The organism is Pedobacter sp. WC2501 (genome assembly GCF_052682415.1).
Genome location: NZ_JBQZFI010000001.1, coordinates 3527125 through 3549871, shown reverse-complemented (window position 1 = coordinate 3549871; position 22747 = coordinate 3527125). Strand labels below are relative to the sequence as shown.

The following is a 22747-nucleotide window of genomic DNA, read 5'->3' as shown; positions in this document are numbered from 1 at the left end:
TTCATATTCGATTTATGTCAACTCAGTAAGTTTTAATAAAAACGGTCATAGTCACCGCCCATTTTTGCATTAAACAATAATAAAATGGAGCAAGTAAAAACAAGAACCTACCTCATCAGAAATCTCTTAATTGGCATTGCGGTGTTTCTATTGATAGCAACAATGATTTTTTCCTTTATTCAAAACAACGGGGAAGAAGAGAAACCTGCTGATGATACCGCATGGGTGGAAGTTGAGCCGATTAAAGCGTCATTAGTTAGTGATGAAATTGCTGTAAGCGGAAACATTGAAGGAACCACCACAGTTCAGGTTGGTTTTATGGTCCCCGGAAAAGTTAATGTTATATCTGCCAAGGCAGGAGATTTTATATCCAAAGGCCAGCTTATCGCCTCACTTGATCCAACAGGCTATAGTTTAAACAAACAACTTACTGAGGTACAACTCAATGAAGCAAGAGACGAATATAACAGGATGAAACTGATGTATGACAAACATAGTATCAGTGAAAGTGATTTCTCCAAAATTGCCTTTTCCCTTCAAAAAGCCCAGGTACAACAACGACTGGAAGAAAAGCAACTTCGTGACACCAGGTTATACTCTCCGATCAACGGAGTATTACTGACTAAACAAACTGAAGTTGGAGAAATTATTACCGCAGGTACCCCGCTTTTTGTGGTGTCTGATATCAAAATGGTAACAGTGTTGGCGTTTGTACCTGAAAATGAAGTCGGCAGATTGCATATCGGAGAAACAGCAAATGTTACAATTTCTGCCCTAGGAAAAACATTTGAAGGACAGATTACAGAAGTAGGCGCACAGGCCGACGCAGCGTCAAGATCTTTTACCGTAAAAATTAAAGTTGAGAATAAAGAACTACAGATCAGGCCTGGCATGCTTGCTGAAGCCAGGATTGAAGTAAAAGGGCAAAAAAGCATCATTCAGCTGCCATTGGAGAGTATCATCGGCGACCAGGGCAATCAGCATTTTGTTTACGTCGCCGACCAAACCGGCCAAAAAGCTTTCAAGCGTAAAGTAACCCTGGGAAAAATGAGGTCAAGCAGCATTGAGGTCCTTTCAGGATTATCAATAGGCGATCGTGTGATCATATCAGGCCAGAGTAAACTCTCTGACGGCACTCCGATAAAAATTTCAAAATAATAATCGACATATGAACTTTATTGAAGCAGCCCTTAAATACAAGCAGCTCACGCTGGCCGTCTTACTGATGTTATTTGCAGTGGGTGTCCATTCACTGCTTGACATGCCCCGCCGTGAAGACCCGAAGATTACCATAAGGACAGGCCTGGTCATCGCCCAGTTTCCCGGTGCCTCATCAATGCAAGTGGAAGAGCAGGTTACCAGGAAACTCGAACAATACCTTTTCCAGTATGAGGAAGTAGACAAGGAAAAAACTTATTCTACTTCTAAAGACGGAATTGTGGTCATCAACGTAGAGCTCACAGAAAGTGTGAAACAACCCGATATCTTCTGGAACAAATTACGGCACCAGCTTTTGATCACTAAGGCGATTGATCTGCCACAAGGTGTACAAGGTCCGGTTGTAGATTCAGATTTTGGCGATACGGAGGCATTGGTAATTGCGCTCGAAAGCGATGATGCCAGTTATGAACAATTGAGAGACTATACCCAAAAAGTTGAAGAGCAAATACGGACTTTAAAAGAGGCTTCGAAGGTGAAACTTATCGGCGAGCAAAAAGAAGAGCTGGTAGTAGCCGCTACGTCGGGAAAATTATCACAATATGGACTGAATCTTGGTCAGGTGGTACAGGTGCTTCAGGCACAGAATAGCATCGATCCGGCAGGAACGATCAAGACCGGCAGTCAGGAAACTCCATTATACGCAAAAGGATATTACCGCACAGAAACTGAACTTGCCAATCAAATCATTGGCAAGTCAGATAATGGCTCGCAGGTGAAACTGGGTGATGTAGCTACTTTAAAACGAGGCTATAAAGAACCGGAAAGCACGATCAGAGTAAATGGTCATAAGTCGCTCCTGCTTTCGATCCAAATGTACGAAGGCAATAACATTGTAGATTTTGGAAAAAAGGTAGACGAGAAAATCGAACAGGCAAAAAAGCTCATCCCAAGGAACATTAAGATCACCACACTGGTATCGCAGCCAAAGTTGGTAAACGAAAATATCTCACATTTTATCAAAGAGTTTTTCCTTGCCATAGTTGCGGTGATCGTTGTTGTCATCCTGCTGCTCCCATTCCGCATTGCTTCGGTGGCAGCAATGGCCATTCCGATGACTGTGGCGCTAACCTTTGCCATCCTGAACGCATTAAATATTGAACTTCACCAGGTATCACTTGCCGGACTGATACTGGTATTGGGCATGGTCGTAGATGATGCCATTGTCATTGCAGACAACTATGTTGAATTACTGGACGAAGGTCTTGACCACTGGACAGCAGCATGGCGGAGTGCCCACGATCTGCTGATCCCTGTCCTTGCGGCAACCGTTACCATCATCGCCTCCTTTGCACCCATGGTACTAATCAAAGGCTCAACCGGAGAGTTCATCTTTACACTACCTATTACAGTAGGTGTAGCGCTGATTTCATCTTATTTCGTCGCGTTATTTCTTACGCCGCTTTTATGCTATACTTTTATTAAAAAAGGCTTACATCAACATTCGGGGGAGAGCGATGAACAGCAGGCAATAAAGTCAAAAAAATCTGTCCTCACCTATATGCAAAATGGCTATGACATTGCATTAAGCTGGTGTGTCAGACATCCATTGGTCACCATAGCTACCAGTCTGATATTTGTCTTGCTTACCGGCGTAGTATTCAAGTTTGGGGTACGGGAGCTTTTCTTTCCGGCAGCGGAACGCAATCAGTTTGTGGTCGAATTGTGGATGCCGACAGGGACAAAACTGGAAAAAACCGAAAAAGCGATACAAAAAGCCGAACAGCTTATAAAAAATGATCCAAGAATCATCTCCTATGCAACATTTACCGGTACATCTGCACCAAGGTTTTATTACAATTTTTCTCCTGAGGTGCCCAGCACCAACTACGCATTGATACTGGTTACCACCAACAATAATAAAACCACTGAAGAATTGACAGAAGAATTAACCGGCAAAGTTAAACACCTGGCCCCGGACGGGACATTTTTCGTAAAGCTGATGCAGCAGGGAAGCGACTTAAAGGCACAGGTGGAAGTACGCATTATTGGCGAGGAAATAGCACAATTGAAAGAACTGGGCGAGCAGGTATCTGATATTTTAAAAAAGGCGAAAGGCAGCAGGATGGTAAGAAGGGATTTCGCGGAGGATTACTATGGAGTTCAGATTACGCCTCGGGCAGAAGCTGGTCGACTGGGTTTTAATACCAACGGCATCGCACAGGCCATCAATACTGGTTTCAGTGGTTTACCAATATCTACCATTTATGAAGGGGACCATCCTGTAAACATTGTACTGCGGCTGAGTTCTGATGTCCGTAAAAACTACAACGATCTGGAAAACCTTTACCTCACATCGCCGGTCACAAATGCCCAGATACCACTAAGACAAGTCGCAGACCTGAGCCCTCAATGGCAAAGCGGGAAAATAATGCATCGCAACGGCGTAAAAACCTTAACTGTGCAAAGTGAAACGGCCCCGGGTTTTCTTCCGGCGGAACTACTAAGCGAAGTAAGACCGGCTATTGAAAAGCTGAAACTTCCCAGCGGATATAGAATCGAATACGGCGGAGAAGAAGGAGGAAAAGAAGAAGTGGAAAGTGATATGTACACAGCACTTGCAATCAGTTTGGTGTTGATCTTCTTTGTCCTTTTATTTCAGTTCAAAAACCTGAAAGAAACGTTAATTATCATGGCAACCATCCCATTAAGCCTGTTTGGTGCAATCCTCGGACTGGCTATAACCGGCAACAATTTCAGCTTTACGGCATTTATCGGATTGATTTCTCTTTCAGGAATTGTAGTTCGAAATGCGATCATCCTGGTAGATTACACCAATGTTCTGCTTAAACAAGGTTTGAATATTAAAACTGCGGCTATAGAGGCTGCAAAGAGAAGATTGCGGCCAATTTTTCTAACCGCCATGGCCGCGGCTGTTGGCGTATTACCGATGATTATTTCCAAATCGCCAATGTGGGCACCCCTGGCGAGTGTATTGGCTTTTGGCGTGATCTGGAGCATGATCATGGCCTTACTTACAGTGCCTGTAATGTACATAGGCTGGATCAAGGCTGAAGATAAATTGAATTTTTCAAATGACAAACAACCAATTGCAGCACATGAAGCATAAGATAAAAACCGTTTTGACAATCCTAGTTGTGCTGCTTTGTGCCAATCGCGCTTCAGCGCAATCCACAACAGGCTATTCGCTCCAACAGCTGATCGATTCTGCCCGCACAAATAACCTCCTGCTTTCCATTGGGGAATTCCAGGTACAGGAAAAAATGAGCAAACTAAAGGAGGATAAGATTAAACAATATCCTTCGGTTGTTTTGGATGGAAATTTCCAATATAATTTCAAACTGCCAGACATTACTATTCCTGCAGGGTCAATTGGTACGGTCACCGCGGGAAATGGGACAATACAGCCGATGCCCGCCCAGGATACCAGACTAAAGATTGGCGACAAAGGCAGCTACAATGCCGGGATCAGTCTTTATCAGCCAATAATCCAGCAAGCCAGAATTCATACCAGCCTGGAGATCGATAAAACCGAAATCAATTTAAGCCAACAAGAAAAAGCAAGGACAAACCTGCAGTTAAATCTCTCTGTCGAACAATTGTATTATGGCACGTTGATCGCCCAAAAACAGGCCGAGGCTGCTAAAGCAAGACTTGAACTTACGAAATCCAGGATTTACGATGCGCAAAACGCATTACAAGCCGGGAAGACCACAGGAATGCCCCTATCAGGCCTGCAGGCAGACCTGGCAGGGCAAGAGCAAAATATCCTGAAGCAGGAGATAGCGGTTCAGGATTACCTGGCAGAACTGATCAGGCTGACCAACATTCCGGCCCATACGATCAGGCTGATTGAACCCTCGTCCAATAACTTCCAGACAGGAGATATAAATGGCTATAAAATGAAGGCAGCAGGCAATCCGGAGATACAGATTTCCAAACTGAATATAGACAAGGCCAGATTGGGCATAAAAATGGCCAGACAAGGTAATCTTCCCGATTTGGGGCTAATTGCAGGGTATTACAATCAACAGGGGAATCCGGTGTTACCATCCAGTAGTCCTTACCTTGGGATTGCTTTAAAATGGAACCTTCAAGACCTGTTTTCTAATAAACAGGTTCAAATTCAGCGGCAATTTCAGTTAAAGCAGGCAGAAGCAAATCTGACCTATACCAAACAAAAGGTGGACACTGATATTGAAAAGGCCTGGCGAAAGACCCAACAGTCTGAAGCGCTAATTAAATCAGCCCAAAAAGTTGTCTTTTACCGAAAAACCGCATTAAAAGAACAGGAAGACAAGCAGTTAGCAGGATTGGATATTAAAACATCAATAATCGAAGCCAGGCAACTTTTGGCCGAAGCGGAAGCGGATCTCTATGCTGCACAGTTTTCAAATGCAATGGCGATCTCGGAACTTGCTAACCTGACCGGTACGGAGAAATAAACAGGTCTTTCTATTCAAAGCTGACCTCAGTTCAACAATAGCCTGCCAGTAAAAAACAATTTAGCATAAAATAAGAATAAAAAATGAAATCTAAAATAATTATTGCCGTAATCGTATTTATTACCGGTTCAATATCGGTAAAAGCCCAAAAAGGTAGCACTGATCTGGAAAAGAAATGGATCATAGACATTGGCGGTTCCATTGGTCTTTTCATCCCCTTTCATCAGCCAAAAAACGAAGACATGATCCTTGGTACCACCACCAACACCTCGGTACAATTCAACTATGAAAAACATTATTTTGCACGGCTGGAATTTGGGCAAATCTCCGTAGGTTTTCGCGATAAAAGTGTGATCAACGGCATAAACTCAGACATTAATTCCAGTACCAACAGCCTCAACATAGGGCTTGGTCTTGGTTATCAGTATCGAATCCGAAAATGGCAGCCCTTTATTTATGGAGGAGGCGGCCCTTCCTATGTTACAGTTCCCGAGATGAGTTTCGACAAAAGTTCCAATACCGTATCTTACCGCACTAACTCTACTGTTAACGGACAGCTTAACCTGGGTGTAGGCGTCAATTACTACCTGTCCAGGTCCATCATTCTCCTGTTAGAAACGAAAGCCTCATCGGTTTTAGGCTTGCCCAAACAGCCAAATGCAAATCTGAGCGGTATCAGTGCACTGGTAAATGTAAAAATAGCATTGTAATCCTTACTTTAGCATATGCAAAAGCACAGCTACAAACTGTTCCGTTTATACGGGTATCCCGGATTTGGAGTGCTACTCTATCTGATTATGGTCCTTATAAACCCGCTTGAAAGGACTATGGCCAGCTGGAAACATTATTCGGTCCTGGATTTTATACTCGAATTTACATTCAGTATATTTTATGCAACCGTGCTGTTCGAGACAGGCATACAAATTACGACTGCGCTGAACAAGTGGTATAACTGGGAAGGGCGGATTAAAAGCAGGTTTGCGATTCAGGTTATGACGCAAATTTTAACCATCTATATTCTGATCACTTTGTTCTTTCAGTTCAGGTTCCCCGCCCGTTTCGGTTATGACGAGCTGATGTCAAGGCAGATTTTGATCATTGGTGTTATATTTTCGCTACTGATCACTGCGGTGTTTGCAGCAGAGCATTTCTTCTACAAGTGGCGCGATGCCAGTTCGAGGTCACTGGAGCTGGAACAGCACACGACTCAGGCACAGCTGGAGGCACTTAAATTACAACTCGATCCACATTTTATGTTCAATAACCTAAGTATAGTGACTGCCTTGATCGAGGATCAGCCGAAAACGGCCATTTCTTATATTTCCAAACTCTCATCAATTTACCGCTATATGCTCGCAAACAGGATGCGAAATGTAATTGCAGTTGCAGAGGAACTGGAATTCATAAAGGCGTATTTATACCTCTATGAGATCAGGTATGGAGACGGGATACAGATCAGCGTTGAAGAAAGTAAAGCCGCTGCGAGCCAGGGTTTACCCCCACTTACCCTTCAATTGTTAATTGAAAATGCAATAAAACATAGCGTATTCAGTCTAGATTACCCGTTGAGGATCAACATCCGTTTTCCAAATAATGATACAATCATAGTTGAGAATAACAAAACGGTTAAAGTATCCAATGATTACAGCAGTAAACTAGGACTACAGAACATTAATGAAAGGTACCGGTTAATGAACCAGCCACTGCCTGTTGTAACTGAAACCAACTCCTGTTTTATGGTTGAGGTAGCCATGTTCACACTGAACTAAACCCAGATACTACCATGCGAAAAATATTAATTATAGAAGATGAGCTTCCCAACATGCGCCGGCTGGAAAAAATGCTGCTTGCACTGGATGATAGTTATGTGATCGTTGGTCGGCTGCAAACTGTTAAGGATAGTATCAAATGGTTCCAGGAAAATGCTGAACCGGATATGGTATTTATGGACATCAGACTGACTGATGGTCTCAGTTTTGAAATATTCAATCACGTCAGCATTACCAGGCCAGTTATATTCACCACAGCTTATGATGAATATGCCTTGAGGGCATTTGAAGTTAACGGAATAGACTATTTGTTAAAGCCCCTGGAAGAAGATCGGTTAGAAAGAAGCATTAAAAAAGTAATTTCCTTCTCAGGACCGGCCAATGACCAAAGTATTATTCAACTCATAAAAAGTATGCAGGAAAATAAGCCGATTTATCGCAGCCGCTTTCTGATCCCATACAGAAGCACTTTTGTACTGATAAAAGCTGAAGAAATTGCTTACTTCAGTTCGGAAAACCGGGCAACATATCTGACTACGCATGGTTCCGCCCGATATTTGATAGATTATACATTGGAAACATTGGAAAAGGAGCTGGATCAGGAAAACTTTTTCAGAGTGAGCAGACAGGTTATTGTATCCATGAAGTCGATCCTGGGTATAGAGCAGTATTTCAACAGTCAGCTTAAGATTGATCTTTTTCCAGCATTTGAAGAAGGTATTTTAATGAGCAGGGAAAGATCAAGTCAATTTAAGAAATGGCTAGATCATTCCTTGAAAAATTGAAGGAGAAGTTAGCTTCTGCAATTGCATAGCTTTTGCGATCCTATTTGACCTATCATCTACAGCGAAATGACATTATATTTTAAAGCTAGTTAGCGATTGGATTAGATTTACACAATTCAGAGCATTATATTTTAGTTTTCATCTTTCACCCGATGCCATTCAACGAGGTAGTAAAGTGAACCAGATCAAATCCAACGTATAAATAATTAACTATAAAAAATACTATTTGATCATATCGGCATTATAACCTTTCCATGATTTTAAATAATCCGTGAAGTAATTATTGATCAGCCCCCTATAGTAATCGCCACTTATCTCATGGGCGACACCTGGCATGATCATTAGGTCAAATCTTTTGTTATTTTTAATTAACGCATTTGCCAACCGCATGGTGTTTGCAGGATTTACATTATTGTCCATGTCCCCGGTTATTAATAAAAGTCGTCCCTTAAGATTTTTTGCCAGCTCTATTGTAGTTCTTGGATTACTCACAAATGATGCGTGTGGCCTTCCTAATGAATCTACACTTGTATTGGTTTGCTGAACACCTTGATAAGTTTCTGTCCAGAATTTTGCATAAATATTATTATCGTGATTACCAGATGAGGACACTCCTACTTTAAAAAAATCAGGATAGGTCATCATTGCTGCGGCCGTCATAAAACCTCCTCCAGAATGCCCGTAAATACCTACACGGTCTAAATCGATGTAGCTGTAACGCGCTGCAAGTTGTTCGACCATATACTTGCAGTCAGCCAAAGCATAATCACGTAGATTACCATAGCCAAAGGTATAGAAGTCCCGTCCCCGAAGTGGTGATGATCCCCTGAACCCAAATTGCAAAACGATAAATCCAAGATCGGCAAGCCGTTCATTTTGAGCTGGCACAATATTAAACCCTTGAGGTATACCATCATCCTGAGGCCCTGGATAGACATTGCAAATAACAGGATATTTTTTATTCGGATCGAAATCAGCCGGTGTATAGATCACACCATATAAGTCTGTCGTATGATCAGCCGCCTTAACTTTTTCTAGGATAGGCGTATTTAACCCGTTAGCTTTTAAGATACTATTTTCCAGCATAGGAATGGAGATGCGCAGTCTCCCTTTCATATCTCTGATTTCACACTTGGGTAAGCAATCAACAGATGAGTATTGATCAATTATAAATTTTTTGTCCAATGAGGTACTGATATAATGATCGCCCTGACCTGGGGTTAATTCAACAAATCCAGTGCCGTCCAGATTAACTTTGTAAAAATTTTTGTGATATGGGTTATTGGCAGATTTGTAGCCAAAACCTTCGATAATCATGTAACGTGATTTAGCATCCATATAGTAAATATTGCCGGCAACGAAATCACCTTTGGTTATTGCATTTTTTAACCTCCCTTTTCCGTCATACAAATAGTAGGCTCCTTTACCGGTTCGTTCAGACCACCATATAATGTCTTTGCCTTCATTAATCACTGCGTAGGTCTGCAATAAATCATTTAAAAATGGTTTTCCGACTTCAGTTATAAGTACAGTCGTTTTCAAGGTATGAGGATCTACCTGGCAGAGCTGGATCGTATCCACAGTTCGGCTCTCTCTGGTAAAATAGATCCCTCCTGATTGTTGGCCTTGATTCAATTTTACTACCTGGTCCTGAAAATGATCAATATCTACTTTGTGCATCTTCGCGCTATCTGCATTCAATAGCCACAACTCAAACTGCGTAACATTTTCGTCGCCGGGTAATTCGTATTTATAAGATACCGGCACGGGTGCGTGCGCCGTAAGACTATTTATTAAGGTGAGGTCTCTAACTTTCCGTTGATCCGAACGTAGTGCGAATCCTATATGGGTATCACCTAACCATTCACCAAGCCAAGGTCCGCGCTGCGATCGCATTTGGCTGGAGAGCGTTTTTCGTGCAAATGAATTATTGGAATCACCATCATAAGTCAACTGAACCAGGGAATCCTTTCCGGAAGTTCCTGGTTTTAATAAGAAAAGATTATTGTTTTCAGCGTATACACCATAGGCGCGATCCCTTGAATATAATGTCGCCCTATCGTTAGCAGGGGGCAATTGACGAGAAGATGGAAGTCCTTTTGGGGTATCAGCTGAAACAGGCTCAGTGAAAATATTGTTCTTTAAATTGTACTGTAATTCTTTTCCCTGCACCATACATAATAAGATGGCCTGGTTTGCAGGAGAAACACCACGAACAATAAAATCTACCGTCGTTGGGTGGATTGACTGTGAAAAATAAGTGGAGGTTAGTTCTACAAGTTCATTCGCATCAAATAACCGGGTTGTTTTGTTATTGGCCGGATCTGCAATATAAAATGTCTTTAACCCTGATTTAGAACTGGTGTTATAAAGTAATAGGTTACTTTTAAAAATCCACGAGGGCTGGGTTAACTCCGAAGAAATCACCCTCCGTACCGAATCCCTTTGCAATGCAGTCCAATTGTTTTTACCATTATTTAATGGTGTTGATTGCTGCTGGGCCTGCGTAATAGAAATGACAAAAGCTAAAATTGTTGCCAGACTAATACGGCGGAAGAATAATGACATAAACGTTGGTAATGTTATATTTTTATATATTGAAGATGATGTTGTTACCTAAAATCAACCTCAATAATTTCGAATTTCTAAATTGTTTTATTCGCTCTTAAGGGATCAGTATGATTCTGTTGCCATCGGCTGTATACGCAGCTTTCCAAAACGTTTCACAATGTTACTTTAATATTTGTCAGGTAAAAACTCACTTTCAAACGATCGATAAAATTAGCCCCTAGATTGAAGTATAATGATGACTTCATAAGCTTATCATCTCCATTATACAAAATGTGGTTCGCAATTAATTTTTCCTGTTTGCCACCCGCTCTGATTAGATCATCCATTAATATTTTTCTGAAATCTTCCAATGTTGTATCTTAAGTAAGATAATTACGTTTCCCATAATTCAAAAGTAACCAATTAAGCTACAAAGCGATAAAATTAATTTACTAATTTTAGTATATAAATCGCTATTTCTAGAATGCCTGCTGCCTAAATTTTCCAATAAGCAGAAATAGTGGGCTTTAGACAAGTTATGTCCCAGATGCTTGTTCTGATATCTCACACTGGATTTGGAGCGTTCGCTTCAACGCCTAGTTGATTTAAGTTCCCTGTAGCAGAGCGAATACCGTTACTGATATCCCGGACGGATTGACTTTTTTTTTTGCAAATTGACAAAAAAGCATTGACACCAAATGGGGTCAGCTATTATAACCCTTGTTATGTTTATCTGCGTCTAAGGTAGAGGATAGCTTTTTGAATTTCGAGCGATCCAGTTTGGAGATAATCTGTGAAAATAAAATTATGTTTACCATTGAGAAAGGTGATTTGTTTTTTTGGAACACAAAGGTAAGTTTGCGTTAAAACTTTGCCTTTCTCTTTTTAATCGTTTAGGATGCTATTGATTTAGTATATATTGATCGACTCAAAAACTACGAAAAACTTTGTACAGCACATCTAATTTTATTTATAAAGTTATCTGGCTCATCTAAATGGAGTGCAATTACTTTAGCTTTTTTATTTATCCCATAAATTCCTTTTAAAATATATTCCTTTTTTAAAGAAATTATGATATTATGGCTCTCAACCTCACCAAGAGGAGATAATTTTCTATTAATTATGTTTTTTTCGAGAGATTTTTTAGATAATTCAACATCTTTAATGTCGGTATGTAAAATAATTACCTCATTTAAAATTCCATATCTTAAAACCAGATATTCTTCATCAATTATAATTGGTCTTTTTGAAAGTGATTTTGCAATACCAAACAGCTGAACTACAGCATAAGTACTTATAGCCGTAAAAATCCAAGCGGCTTTTATGCTCCAAAGAGCCAGCAAAAAATGAAAAGCTATTGTTTCTATTGTCGCAGCCAAAATAAGTGCTCCGAAAATAGCAGGTGTTCCGCTTTTCTTGTGATAACTGAATTCGTTTTCTTTTGTTATCACATTTTTCCAATTGATAAAACCATAATAAAAAACAGCAATCTCTGTAGCGAATAAGAAAGCAAGTTTTTTTGGAAGCACTTTAGAGCAACTACTGTTTAAGACAGTAAAAAAATCTGATTTACAATCTCGTAATGCATTGTTTTTTTTTATGGCTTCACGAAATTTTTTTACTATAAAAACTAACGTGATAAGTTCAACTACAGGTAATATCCAAATTTTAAAAAGATTTAAATAGGCTTGGTCTTCTTTCGGCAAGAAAAAAGAGCCTATTAAAATTCCAATTAAAAGTATAGGTAATACTGTAGTTTTATTGATTTCTGATTTGCGAATAATTAAATAATAAATAATAGGAATACTTATTAATAGATCTATGGTAACAGCTAAGCTTAGCAACTGACTATTTTTAAAATAATCAGTTTTAATTAGTAGAATGAGGACTCCAAAAAAAACAAATGGTAAACTATAATTAATTATTTTTCTATTGTTAGTCAACATTTTAGCCCTGTATTTTATGTGTCGTTATAAAGTTATGAAAACGATTGATGTAATAAGAGCTTGTTTAAAAATAAATGAATAAAATTGGAACCTCTGGATATCCAGGGAAGCATCGTAGGGAGTTTTAACGGGAAAACGTACTATTGAAATGCTTCGTTCAACACCATTTGCCGTTCATCCCCCAAAGTAATTCTGGAAATCACCCCTGAGCCTTCAAAATTGATGCAGACACCGGCAATCTCACTTATGGTTTGGGTGATCGGCACATTTAAAGCAAGGCGGTTATTGATATACACCTGAAGAACCATATCATGAACAATGCATACAATATGCTGAGGCTTACTGAAGTCACAACCAAATGCGCTCATATCCCTATTCTTGCCGATCAGCCAGTCGGAAGAGGTAAACAGGTCAAGATCAGAAACGCATCCTTTTTCCGCAAGCGGGATGAGTATGGCGTTCCGTTTTCCCAATATATCAATTCTGACCTTTCTGCAAGATGCTTCCTGAGGTGTGGATGTGTTTTGCAGGGTTACATCTAATTTGAAGTTACCGCCATTTAACTTATTAAAGTCTTTGACGTTGTAAAAGCCCACCCATTGCCCGTTAAATACCGCACCGCCAATTTTTTGCGCGAGTGTTTTACTGCTAATACCTAATCCGCCGGGCAAATGAATATCTGTACTGCTCAGATAAGCCGGTATTGGGTCCTTCGCCACAATACCTACCCATCCTTTGCTTGGGATGGATACCGGGATTTCTTTTAATACTTTGCCGTTAGCAATTAATTTAGCCCAGAAATAACCGGGGTAGTAGTATATTGAGGTATGCTGAGTCTGATTCACCGACAAACGCTCCGTGCGGGATTTGTCCCACGTCTGTTGCAGGATTACGCTATCCGCAGATAAACCGTTCACATTGTAATCAAAAATAACAGAGTTAGGCAATCCATCCGTCACTTTTCTACTGCTGAAACTAACTGCGCGACTGAATTTCCTGGTAAGCTTATCCGGCTGTGATAACTTCCATATAGTTATAGTTCCGATCGTGACAATCACTAAAATTATTATGGGAATTGTAAAACTATACCTGCGCCGTGTAGGAATAGTTGCCGGCCCGGATGGGGCCATAGCCTCATCCACTTTATGTTTAAATGCGCGCCAGTTCTCATAACCAATATATTTTGCCAGTCCGTTTAATGTCACTGCACTTGGGGTGCTTTGGTACTTCACCTTGCCCCAAATCCTTTTAAGTGTTGTAATGCTTAATAAAACCCCTGTTTTTTCAAAAATATCATTTGCTAAAGTTTCAAAATCCTGGTCATTCAGGTCAGTATTGCCGGCCCAGCCCTTTGCATCGGCTACATTATTTTTCCAATGATCAATATAAACGACTTCTTTTTGCATGCCGGACAGTTTGAATGGATTTGTATGTACTTGAATGATGTGATATTAAAGCATTCGGGCACATTTGCCGGAAATATAAATAAATAAGTAAATATGACAAGCAATTACTACTTAAAAAAAATGAACTTCATACCGGTGATGATCTTGTTGCTGCTGGCAGGTAACATTGTAAACGGACAAAAGATAAATGGTACATCCCACAAGCCACCAAAGCCTATAGTTGTACCCTTTGAGGCAAGCCTTTTTGACACCACTAATCAAAAGGCGGAATTTGTTATGTATAAGGGGATAAAAGTGATGAAAATATTACCGGGTAACGGCCAGGTAATGCTGAAGAACTTATTATTTAAGGATGGGACTATTGAGTTTGATACCCAACCGGTGGATGTAACAAAGTCTGCTTTTGTAAGTATTTATTTCCGGAAGGAAAGTGCCGTTGAGAACGAATGTGTTTACCTGCGAGCCAAACCTGATGAGCATGAACAGCGTAACGATGCCGTGCAATATACCCCGACTATTCACGGTGTAAATATCTGGGACTTGTTGGGCCAGTACCAGGCACCTGCTATTATACACAATCAGGATTGGAACCATATTAAACTGGTTATATCGGGTTTGCAAATGCGTGTATTTGTAAATGATATGACACGGCCGGCGTTACAAATACCTCACCTGGAAGGAACAGGTTTAAAAGGCGCACTGGCATTTGAGGGACTTGCATACTTTGCCAATCTTGTGGTAAAGCCGAATGCGGTAGAAGGACTTTCCCCGGTCGCAGGGGCAGATCTGACTGAGCATGAAGCCAACTATATTCGTTACTGGCAAGTTACCATGCCCCAGTTTCTGGGCAAGGGCCAAGAATTGACAAAAGATAACCTGCCTGCCGATACCACCAAATGGGAGCCGATAGTTGCCGAACGCAGGGGCCTGGTTAATTTAACGCGCAGGTTTGGCGGCGTAGAAAACAGGTACGGCGGTGTACAGGACAAAAATCGCATTGTTTGGCTTAAAGCTGTTGTACATGCAGATAAGGATCAAATTAACCAGATGCAGTTGGGCTTTAGCGATGAGGTTGTTGTATTTATTAACGGAGGGTTGCTTTTTACAGACAAAAATGATTATTTACAACCAATACGAAAATATCCTGACGGAAGGTGCGATATTGCTAATGCGACATTTTCTTTGCCATTAAAGGCAGGTAATAACGAAGTTATGATAGGCGTATCTAACTACTTTTATGGCTGGGGGGTAATTACCCGCTTATATCAGATGGATAAAATAAAGATCAAACAACCAATAGCATTATAATCACCACTAATATACCTGCAACTATGAAAGTATTATCAATCGTTATCTGCTGTTTATTTGGGATCTGTCTGCCGGGAGCGGCACAAAATACTTTAAAATTTAAAAAATGTGTATTTCTTACCGGATCAGACACCATGCATTACCGGCTGCTATATCCTGAGCATTATGATAAACGCAAGCATTACCCGTTGGTGGTATTTTTACATGGAGACGGTGAGCGCGGGAGCGATAACGAACAGCAGCTATATGCCATACCAAAGGCACTTACAAATGGCCAGGGACGAAAAAAATATCCCTGTTTTATTTTAGCGCCGCAATGCCCTAAAAACCGCGTATGGGTTTACTTTCCTGATTTTCCGAAAAGTCTCCAGGCAACGGCCTTGCCTGCTTTCCCCGCACGCTGGACGTTTATGATTATCGATCAGCTCATCAATCAGCTACCCGTTGATCGGCATCGTATTTATTTAACAGGTTACTCCGGAGGCGGGGAAGGTGCTTTTGATTTCTTAACACGTAAGCCTAATTTATTTGCAGCAGCCATACCGCTTTGTTCCGTATCAGACACGGCTAAAGCCAGCGTTATTAAGCATGTCCCGGTTTGGGTATTCCATGGTAACCTTGATGAGATAAATGATGTGAAATATTCAAGAATGATGATCACGAATTTAAAGAAAAGCGGCGGCAAGCCCCGATACACGGAATACCCCGGGTTGGGGCACAATATTGTTGAAAGAGCCTACAACGAACCGGGCCTGTTTGATTGGCTGTTTTTACAAAAAAAATAAGTTTATAGGCTTTACTTGGATAAACCATTCCTGATTGACCCCACTTGTCAACTTTAAAATGACCAACTTCAGTATTAGGATTCAAGTCTCTAGACATGCGAAGTTAACTGGCGAAGCGGGGTTAGTGTAATTGGCTCAGTCCCGCAAAACCCCGAACCTGGCCCTGAGCCTTTTACAAATCGAACCCATGCCGGCGCTTCTGTTCGAATCCCAAAGGGGAATAAAACAAAAAAGCCTCACATTTCTGTGAGGCTTTTTATGATCCCGCTGGGATTTGCACCTTGTGCAAAAATCAACGTTTGCAATATTTTAGAGTGGTTTTGTAATTCGAACTCCCCGAATGACGCACCTTTTATTTAATAGAGAATAGCTGCAAATGCTATATATAAATATACTAATATATCCTGAAAATGCAAAACAGAATTAATATCACATGTCCCGCGTATTTATTTGAGGACAAAAACATTATAAACTATTCCACTTCTCCATTTCTCGTTCTTTTACACTATCGACAATTTTAGCATAAACCTGTGTTGTTTTTAAATTTGTGTGCCCTAATAATTTGCTGACAACTTCAATTGGTATTCCAAGTGTAATGGATACTGTGGCGAAAGTATGCCTGGCAACGTGGCAAGTTACTTTTTTTTGAATGTCGTACTCCTTGCTCACCGCCTTTAAAACTCGGTTGGTTACTTTGTTGCAATAAACCCGAAATACAGGTTGTGAATCAATTGCCGATTTTGTTGGTAAAAGTTGGAGTGCTTTTTGTGACAATGGAACACTTATCAAGTATCCGGTCTTATGCATCCGTACTTTAATGATTTTATTTTCAATCGAAGACATTTTTAGATCTTTTAAATCGGAATATCTTAGACCAGTATAGCAGGAAAATAAAAAATATCGTAGAATTTCCTTCTCTAATGAATTTGTGATTTTTCCGTGAAAGTAAGCTTGTGAGAGTTTATTCAATTCTTCGCTGGTGAGAAAGTCACGCTTTCCATCCACCTTTTTAATTATTATAAATTTAAAAGGGTTATTTTTAATGAACCCATACCGTAGTGAAATATTAACAAAAGTTCGTAACGATCGTAAGCTCTTGCTTGCTGTATTTTCATTGTTTCCAAGCTCATGGATCATATAATGATGATAGTCATTAATGAATTTTTCCGTTATGTCTACAAATAGAACTTTCTTTTTGAATTTCAATAACTTCGTAATTTGGGATTTATAACTCCACCATGATTCTAATCTCAGTCGTGGCTTATTATCGTTCAAATAGCTAAGAATATAATCAGTAAAACTGCCTTCAGCTTGTCCTGCGGAAGTTATATGATCTTTAAACTGTCTTAAAGTCAGCGGGGCCTCATCGTTTACAAAGTTATTTACAATTAATTTTAATGCTTTTTTGTCGTATGCATCAAGAATGGTATTGTATCGTTCATGTAACTTATTTCGTTTTTTAACACGCTGGTAGCGTAAGGACCAGTCTTGTTCACAAAGAGCAATAGAAGTCGCAATCTCTATTTTTTTACCACTCTGAAATGCTCGTAGGTACACGGGATTATGCCCGTTTTTATTTGTTTCAGGTTTCAGCAGAAAACTGTAAGTGATTTTTTTATTCATTTATATGTGAAGTATTAGTGAAGTGATAAATGTTTTTTTTGTTTTCAAATTTAATTCTAGACCTTTTTAATTCAGTTAATTAAGGTATAAAATCCTAGCCATCCTTGGTTATAGGAAATCCATTTCCTCTGAAGCAGAATACAAAGAAAAGCTTTCAAGGTAGTATTGTGCTTGGTAAAGGCTTTGTTTTATCATCAGAGGAAGCTAAAATGCTCATCGCAAAGGATGCGTGCAATAAAGAAGTTTTGTTTCCTTATCTGAACGGAGATGATCTTAACAATGACCCTGAGCAGAAACCAAGTCGATGGGTAATTAATTTCTTTGACTGGAGCGAAGAGAAGGCAAGGACTTACACTGACTGCTTTGAAGTTGTGGAGCGACTAGTGAAACCAGAAAGAATGAAGCAGAATGACAAGGGAGGAAAAGAAAAGTGGTGGCAATTCCTACGGCCGAGAATTGATTTATACGAGACCATATCTCAGTTAGACCAGGTCATGGCAATAAATCGAAATACCAAATATTTGCTATTAGATTTTCAAAATAGCCGAAATATTATATTTACAGATTCGATTGTTGTTATAGCCTTGGATTCATATTGGGACTTTGCTGTATTATCTTCTTCAATTCATGACGTATGGGCTTGGAAACATAGCTCAACTAAGGGTTCTGCTACTTTAAGATATTCAGGAGGCAAAGCTTTCGAGGCATTTCCCTTTCCGATTAATGATAGGAATGTAGAACTTGAGAACTTAGGACAGAGTTTAAATAATACTAGAAAATCCTTTACAGTTAATAATCAAATGGGCTTAACTGATTTGTATAATTTAGTACATACCCAAAAGCCATCTTTACAATGGGAGGATTCTTTAATTCAAATTCGCAATATTCAAATTGCAATAGATAGCACTGTAATCAAGGCATACAAATGGGGTGATATTCAATTGAGACACGGTTTCTATGAAATGGACCACTTGCCGGAGAATGATCGTACTCGTTTCACAATTCACCCGGAAGCGCGAAAAGAAATATTGAAACGCCTGTTAGAGTTGAATTATGAAATACATAATGAAATTGCTGAGGCCAAAAAAGCTGACAATACCAATAATGATTCTTCCTTGATTAATCTCTTTACAAAAAATCAAGAATGATCAAAAAAAGTTGGGAGCATTTCTTGACTAGTTGAGGATTTGCGAATTGAATTTCCATTTTTTTGATCACCTACGTGAACACTATGATTGAGTTCAAGTATCCGTACTAGTACTTCCTTACGTGCTTCCGGGTGTAAAGTAAAGCGTATTCTATCTTTTTCTGGAAGATATTCCAACTCATAGAAATCATGCTTCGCTAGAATATCGCTCCATCCATATGAACTAAGAATAGTTAAATCGATTTTGACATGTAGATCACGTAATTCTTCAATTGATACCACCGCATCGCCATCATATTGTTTATCATGAAAAATATTGTATAGCTTAGTTAAACCTATTTGTAATTTTTTCATTATTGATTGCCTTAAAGCATAATACTCTTCACCATAAGAGCTTAGGTCATTCAGTAATTCGGAAGTAGGAAATGGGAATGTTTCAAAACAAGCGGTAGTTGAATAATTTAATGTTCCCGCTCCGAGCGTTGACGAATTTTTCCAACACCAAATACTATGTAACGTGCTAGATAATATAGCAAAGCTTCGAAAGTCGTTCAGAACAATAACGCCCAACTTGTGCATATACACAATATTGGTAGGTACAAAATCGAATGCCGAATACTTACTTACTAATGATACTACCATGACCTGGTCTAACTGAGATATGGTCTCGTACAATGCAGGTCTTTTTTCTCCATAAATCCACCATTTCTGTGGTAATGGTTTGCGTAACGCATAGGTTCCAATAATTTCATTTCCATTCCCGTCAGTTTTCCATCTTTGCCTTTCCGGCTTTACAAGTTTTTCAAGAATATCGAAACAATCAGGATATGTCCTAGCTTTGTCTTCAGGCCAGTCAAAAAAGTTTATAACCCAGCGACTGGGCTTCTGTTCTGGGTCATTGTTCAGATCGTCACCATTCAGGTAAGGAAATATTACATCCTTATTACGAGGGTCTTTATCGATAAGCGCCTTAGCTTCCTCTGATGATAAAACAAAGCCCTTACCAAGCACAATACTACCTTGAAAGCTTTTCTTTGTATTCTGCTTCAGAGGAAATGGATTTCCTATCACCTGGGAATCATCTAAATATGGAGTTATTATTCCTACCGATTTACTGTCTAATATGATGTCCCTATTCCATTCTCCTTTATGAATAGTCACCAAGACGTAATCAACGTTAGCAGTTCCCGGCCATCGTTTAGAACGAACAGCATGATTAATAATTCCGTTTTCAGAGCAGATAACATCTAACCCTCCTTCACGAGCGGAACCTTGCGCAATGGTATTTGTAGATATCAGCGATTGAAACCCGCCAGGTTTAAGGATATTAAAAATGCGTCTAAAAAAATAAGTTACTAAATCAACGGCCCCGATTGGTTTATAAGCGTATTTTATCCATTCAAGAAAAGGATTACCAAATGCACCACTTAATTTTTGTCCACCCAAAAAAGGTGGATTTCCTAAAATGCAATCGAAGCCGCCTTTGTTAAAAACCTCAGGAAACTCAAGAAACCAGTGAAAGAATCGTTGTTCTAATGCTACCGCTGTGGCTTTTGCCACCTTTCTATCCTGCCAACCTTTATACCCGCTTAATATGAGCCGGAAATCTCCATCAGTCATCAAATAATTTTTATTAGATTCTGTTTTAGGGATGAAAAATTGGGCTAACTGTGTATCCGCCATCGCTTTTAAAAACGTAAAGCCTCTACCTTCAATAAACTTTTTATAAGCCTTTGCCTTACGATCTATTTCTTCAGGATTTGTTTCCGGTAAGAGATTAAAGTCCTTGTATTCCGCCATTGATTCCTGCACAGTATTTACTAATTGTTGCTCAGTAGTTAACTGTTGCCCTGCACCGCCAGACTCTATTTTTTTTCTTTCTGATCTATTACGCTTTAAGAATGCAGAAGCGATGGATTTATCATCCACCGATAAGGTTTTAAATGCTTCATCGGCAATTCCTTTTTCTAAGTCACCGCGTTGTGCAAGGCCTACAATGGCATCGCCACATTTAATATGGTGATCAAGAAAATTAAGTGGCTCGCCCGGGTTGTATGCTTCTAGCCATAAAGCAATTTTACAAAGCTCTACAGCCAATGGGTTCTTATCTACACCAAATATACAGTTCCTAACTACCTCTTTGATGGCCTTGCGCACAGCTAGAGGGTTAGGTTGATCTTCTTCAGTCTGTACCCTTGCAACTTCTAGTGCCAACCTACGGGCTGCACTTAACAATATGTGACCGGATCCGCATGCCACATCAACAATTTTTAAATTTAGCAGCGATTGAATTGTATTTTCTTTCGTTGACTTCTTTTGTTGAAAAGTTTTTATACGATCTTCAATCAAATTTTCAAGAGAATGCTTAATCAGTGGTTGTACTAGCTCTTCAGGCGTATAGTGGCTTCCACTTTTCCCCCGTTCGTTGCTAGTGTCGAAACTGAAATTGTATTCTTCGCTGCCATCAAGCTTTCTGACGTCTAATTTCAATTCCAGCAACCCTTCGTAAACCGAACCAAACTCTTCAACATCAAGTCCACCATAATTAACGGATATTAAAACACCGTTGTCGTTTTCAAAATAGCTGAGTGATTTTATAATATTTAACAATACAGCATTATTGAGTCTACATTGATGTAAATCATATTGGTTGCTACTAATCGCATTATACCCAAATAAATCACCCTGTAAGGCCATTATACCAAGTTTTTCCCCAATGTCTTTTTTTTCAAATAAAGAGAACGTACTCACTAAACCTTGCCATAAATCGTAATGGCGGTTGGCTTCGGGCGACAAGAGCTTTCGTGCTACTTTTCTTAGTCGCAGCAAGCTATAATAATTATAATAGATGTAATTAAAGCGTTTTGTTTCTGGTGTTTTGCTATCAGCATATACTAGATTCCGTTCTTCAATTACAAACAAGAAAAGTAAACGGTAAATAACACGTAATTGATGGCGGTAATATTCATCGATATTAAATGATTCTGACGCAATTGTTTCACGCAGTTTTATGTTATCCGGATGATTGACAAACCCATTGGCTAAATTCTTAATAGCCTCTTTAACTGCATTTCCTAATTTATTACGGATGGTGCTACCCGCTTCTAAACCTTCCTGATGATATTTTTCAATAATACTTTCTGCACCAGTATCCATCTTTTTAGGCATACGGCTTGCATGAAGTACTCGGTAAAAAATAACAAAGTCGGAATATAAATCCTCTTCCATCATTTTTTCGAGGTTGAATTCTGCGTAACTCAACCGGGTAATGCGGCTGGCATCCCGTAATAAACGCAACTGTCGTCCATTGGTTACCAATCCATACAAATGCTCACTATAATTGAGGTATTCCTGTACCATTGCATGAGGCGACACTCTGAGTTGTTTGTTTTCTGGTCGTTTATCCAACGATTCGTTATAGCCACCTACGTATACCGGAAAGTTATCCAAACTATTATCACGGTAGCCAATAGGAAATGACTTCCCATTGAGCTCCTCGGATGTTCTATTGTAAATAAGATTATAACCAAGATTGGTAAGCAAGGGGGAAATCCAGAAGTTACGTGTTTCTGTTGTCGCCGTTTCACCCTCCTTTAAACGAGCAAGCTTGCTTTTATAAATTGTCCATTGTCCTTTAGCTTCTTGCCAAGCAAGACTTATTTCATCTTTTAGTTTGGTATTGTTAAAATCGGGATTGAAATCCTTGCCTTGCTGGAAATTTGCTTGTTCGCCTCGGATTTTAGAAAGCAAGTCGATTGATAGAATGGAGCCTTGTATATCGATGGATGGGAAATTCATACTGAT

At 39.6% G+C, this 22747-nt stretch carries 14 protein-coding genes; 9 read left to right on the top strand and 5 right to left on the bottom strand.

The window, feature by feature from the left end; genetic code table 11:
• Positions 1–84: 84 nt before the first annotated feature.
• From ACUN24_RS15010 to ACUN24_RS14985, 6 genes are all read left to right on the top strand, one after another.
• The gene (locus ACUN24_RS15010; protein ID WP_445563229.1) at positions 85–1158 is read left to right on the top strand and encodes an efflux RND transporter periplasmic adaptor subunit; all 1074 of its coding nucleotides are present in this window, start codon (positions 85–87) and stop codon (positions 1156–1158) included.
• 10 nt (positions 1159–1168) lie between these two features.
• A complete protein-coding gene (locus ACUN24_RS15005; RefSeq protein ID WP_445563228.1) occupies positions 1169–4288 on the top strand; it encodes an efflux RND transporter permease subunit in 3120 nt (1039 codons plus the stop codon).
• Positions 4278–5624 carry a TolC family protein gene (locus ACUN24_RS15000; protein ID WP_445563227.1) on the top strand — a complete coding sequence of 449 codons (1347 nt, stop codon included), beginning with the start codon at positions 4278–4280 and terminating at the stop codon, positions 5622–5624. The genes ACUN24_RS15005 and ACUN24_RS15000 overlap by 11 nt, the downstream gene beginning before the upstream one ends.
• Positions 5625–5707: 83 nt before the next feature.
• Entirely contained in the window at positions 5708–6334 is a 627-nt protein-coding gene (locus ACUN24_RS14995) for an outer membrane beta-barrel protein (RefSeq protein WP_445563226.1), read from the top strand.
• A 15-nt stretch (positions 6335–6349) separates the two neighbouring features.
• A complete protein-coding gene (locus tag ACUN24_RS14990) occupies positions 6350–7393 on the top strand; it encodes a sensor histidine kinase (RefSeq protein WP_445563225.1) in 1044 nt (347 codons plus the stop codon).
• A gap of 14 nt (positions 7394–7407) precedes the next feature.
• Positions 7408–8178 (top strand): LytR/AlgR family response regulator transcription factor, encoded by a 771-nt coding sequence (locus tag ACUN24_RS14985; RefSeq protein WP_445563224.1) that lies wholly within the window; start codon positions 7408–7410, stop codon positions 8176–8178.
• Between the two features lie 222 nt (positions 8179–8400).
• On the opposite strand, the gene ACUN24_RS14980 is transcribed toward ACUN24_RS14985, so the two are convergent.
• The 3 genes from ACUN24_RS14980 to ACUN24_RS14970 all read right to left on the bottom strand — a co-directional run bounded on the left by ACUN24_RS14980 (position 8401) and on the right by ACUN24_RS14970 (position 14080).
• Positions 8401–10746 carry a prolyl oligopeptidase family serine peptidase gene (locus ACUN24_RS14980; protein ID WP_445563223.1) on the bottom strand — a complete coding sequence of 782 codons (2346 nt, stop codon included), beginning with the start codon at positions 10744–10746 and terminating at the stop codon, positions 8401–8403.
• A 917-nt stretch (positions 10747–11663) separates the two neighbouring features.
• Positions 11664–12674: a hypothetical protein gene (locus tag ACUN24_RS14975; RefSeq protein WP_445563222.1), complete on the bottom strand. Its 1011-nt coding sequence runs from the start codon at positions 12672–12674 to the stop codon at positions 11664–11666.
• A 140-nt stretch (positions 12675–12814) separates the two neighbouring features.
• A complete protein-coding gene (locus ACUN24_RS14970) occupies positions 12815–14080 on the bottom strand; it encodes a hypothetical protein (protein ID WP_445563221.1) in 1266 nt (421 codons plus the stop codon).
• 120 nt (positions 14081–14200) lie between these two features.
• Here ACUN24_RS14970 and ACUN24_RS14965 point away from each other — a divergent pair, with 120 nt between their 5' ends.
• Both ACUN24_RS14965 and ACUN24_RS14960 read left to right on the top strand, forming a co-directional pair.
• Positions 14201–15388 (top strand): hypothetical protein, encoded by a 1188-nt coding sequence (locus ACUN24_RS14965; protein ID WP_445563220.1) that lies wholly within the window; start codon positions 14201–14203, stop codon positions 15386–15388.
• A 23-nt stretch (positions 15389–15411) separates the two neighbouring features.
• Entirely contained in the window at positions 15412–16173 is a 762-nt protein-coding gene (locus ACUN24_RS14960; protein ID WP_445563219.1) for a carboxylesterase family protein, read from the top strand.
• Positions 16174–16638: 465 nt separating this feature from the next.
• Here the strand turns inward: ACUN24_RS14960 and ACUN24_RS14955 are convergent, their stop codons facing one another.
• Positions 16639–17796 carry a tyrosine-type recombinase/integrase gene (locus ACUN24_RS14955; protein WP_445563218.1) on the bottom strand — a complete coding sequence of 386 codons (1158 nt, stop codon included), beginning with the start codon at positions 17794–17796 and terminating at the stop codon, positions 16639–16641.
• Between the two features lie 104 nt (positions 17797–17900).
• Here ACUN24_RS14955 and ACUN24_RS14950 point away from each other — a divergent pair, with 104 nt between their 5' ends.
• Positions 17901–18944 carry a type IIL restriction-modification enzyme MmeI gene (locus ACUN24_RS14950; protein WP_445563217.1) on the top strand — a complete coding sequence of 348 codons (1044 nt, stop codon included), beginning with the start codon at positions 17901–17903 and terminating at the stop codon, positions 18942–18944.
• Here ACUN24_RS14950 and ACUN24_RS14945 read toward each other — a convergent pair.
• Positions 18935–22741 (bottom strand): Eco57I restriction-modification methylase domain-containing protein, encoded by a 3807-nt coding sequence (locus ACUN24_RS14945; RefSeq protein WP_445563216.1) that lies wholly within the window; start codon positions 22739–22741, stop codon positions 18935–18937. The genes ACUN24_RS14950 and ACUN24_RS14945 overlap by 10 nt on opposite strands.
• Positions 22742–22747: the final 6 nt, after the last annotated feature.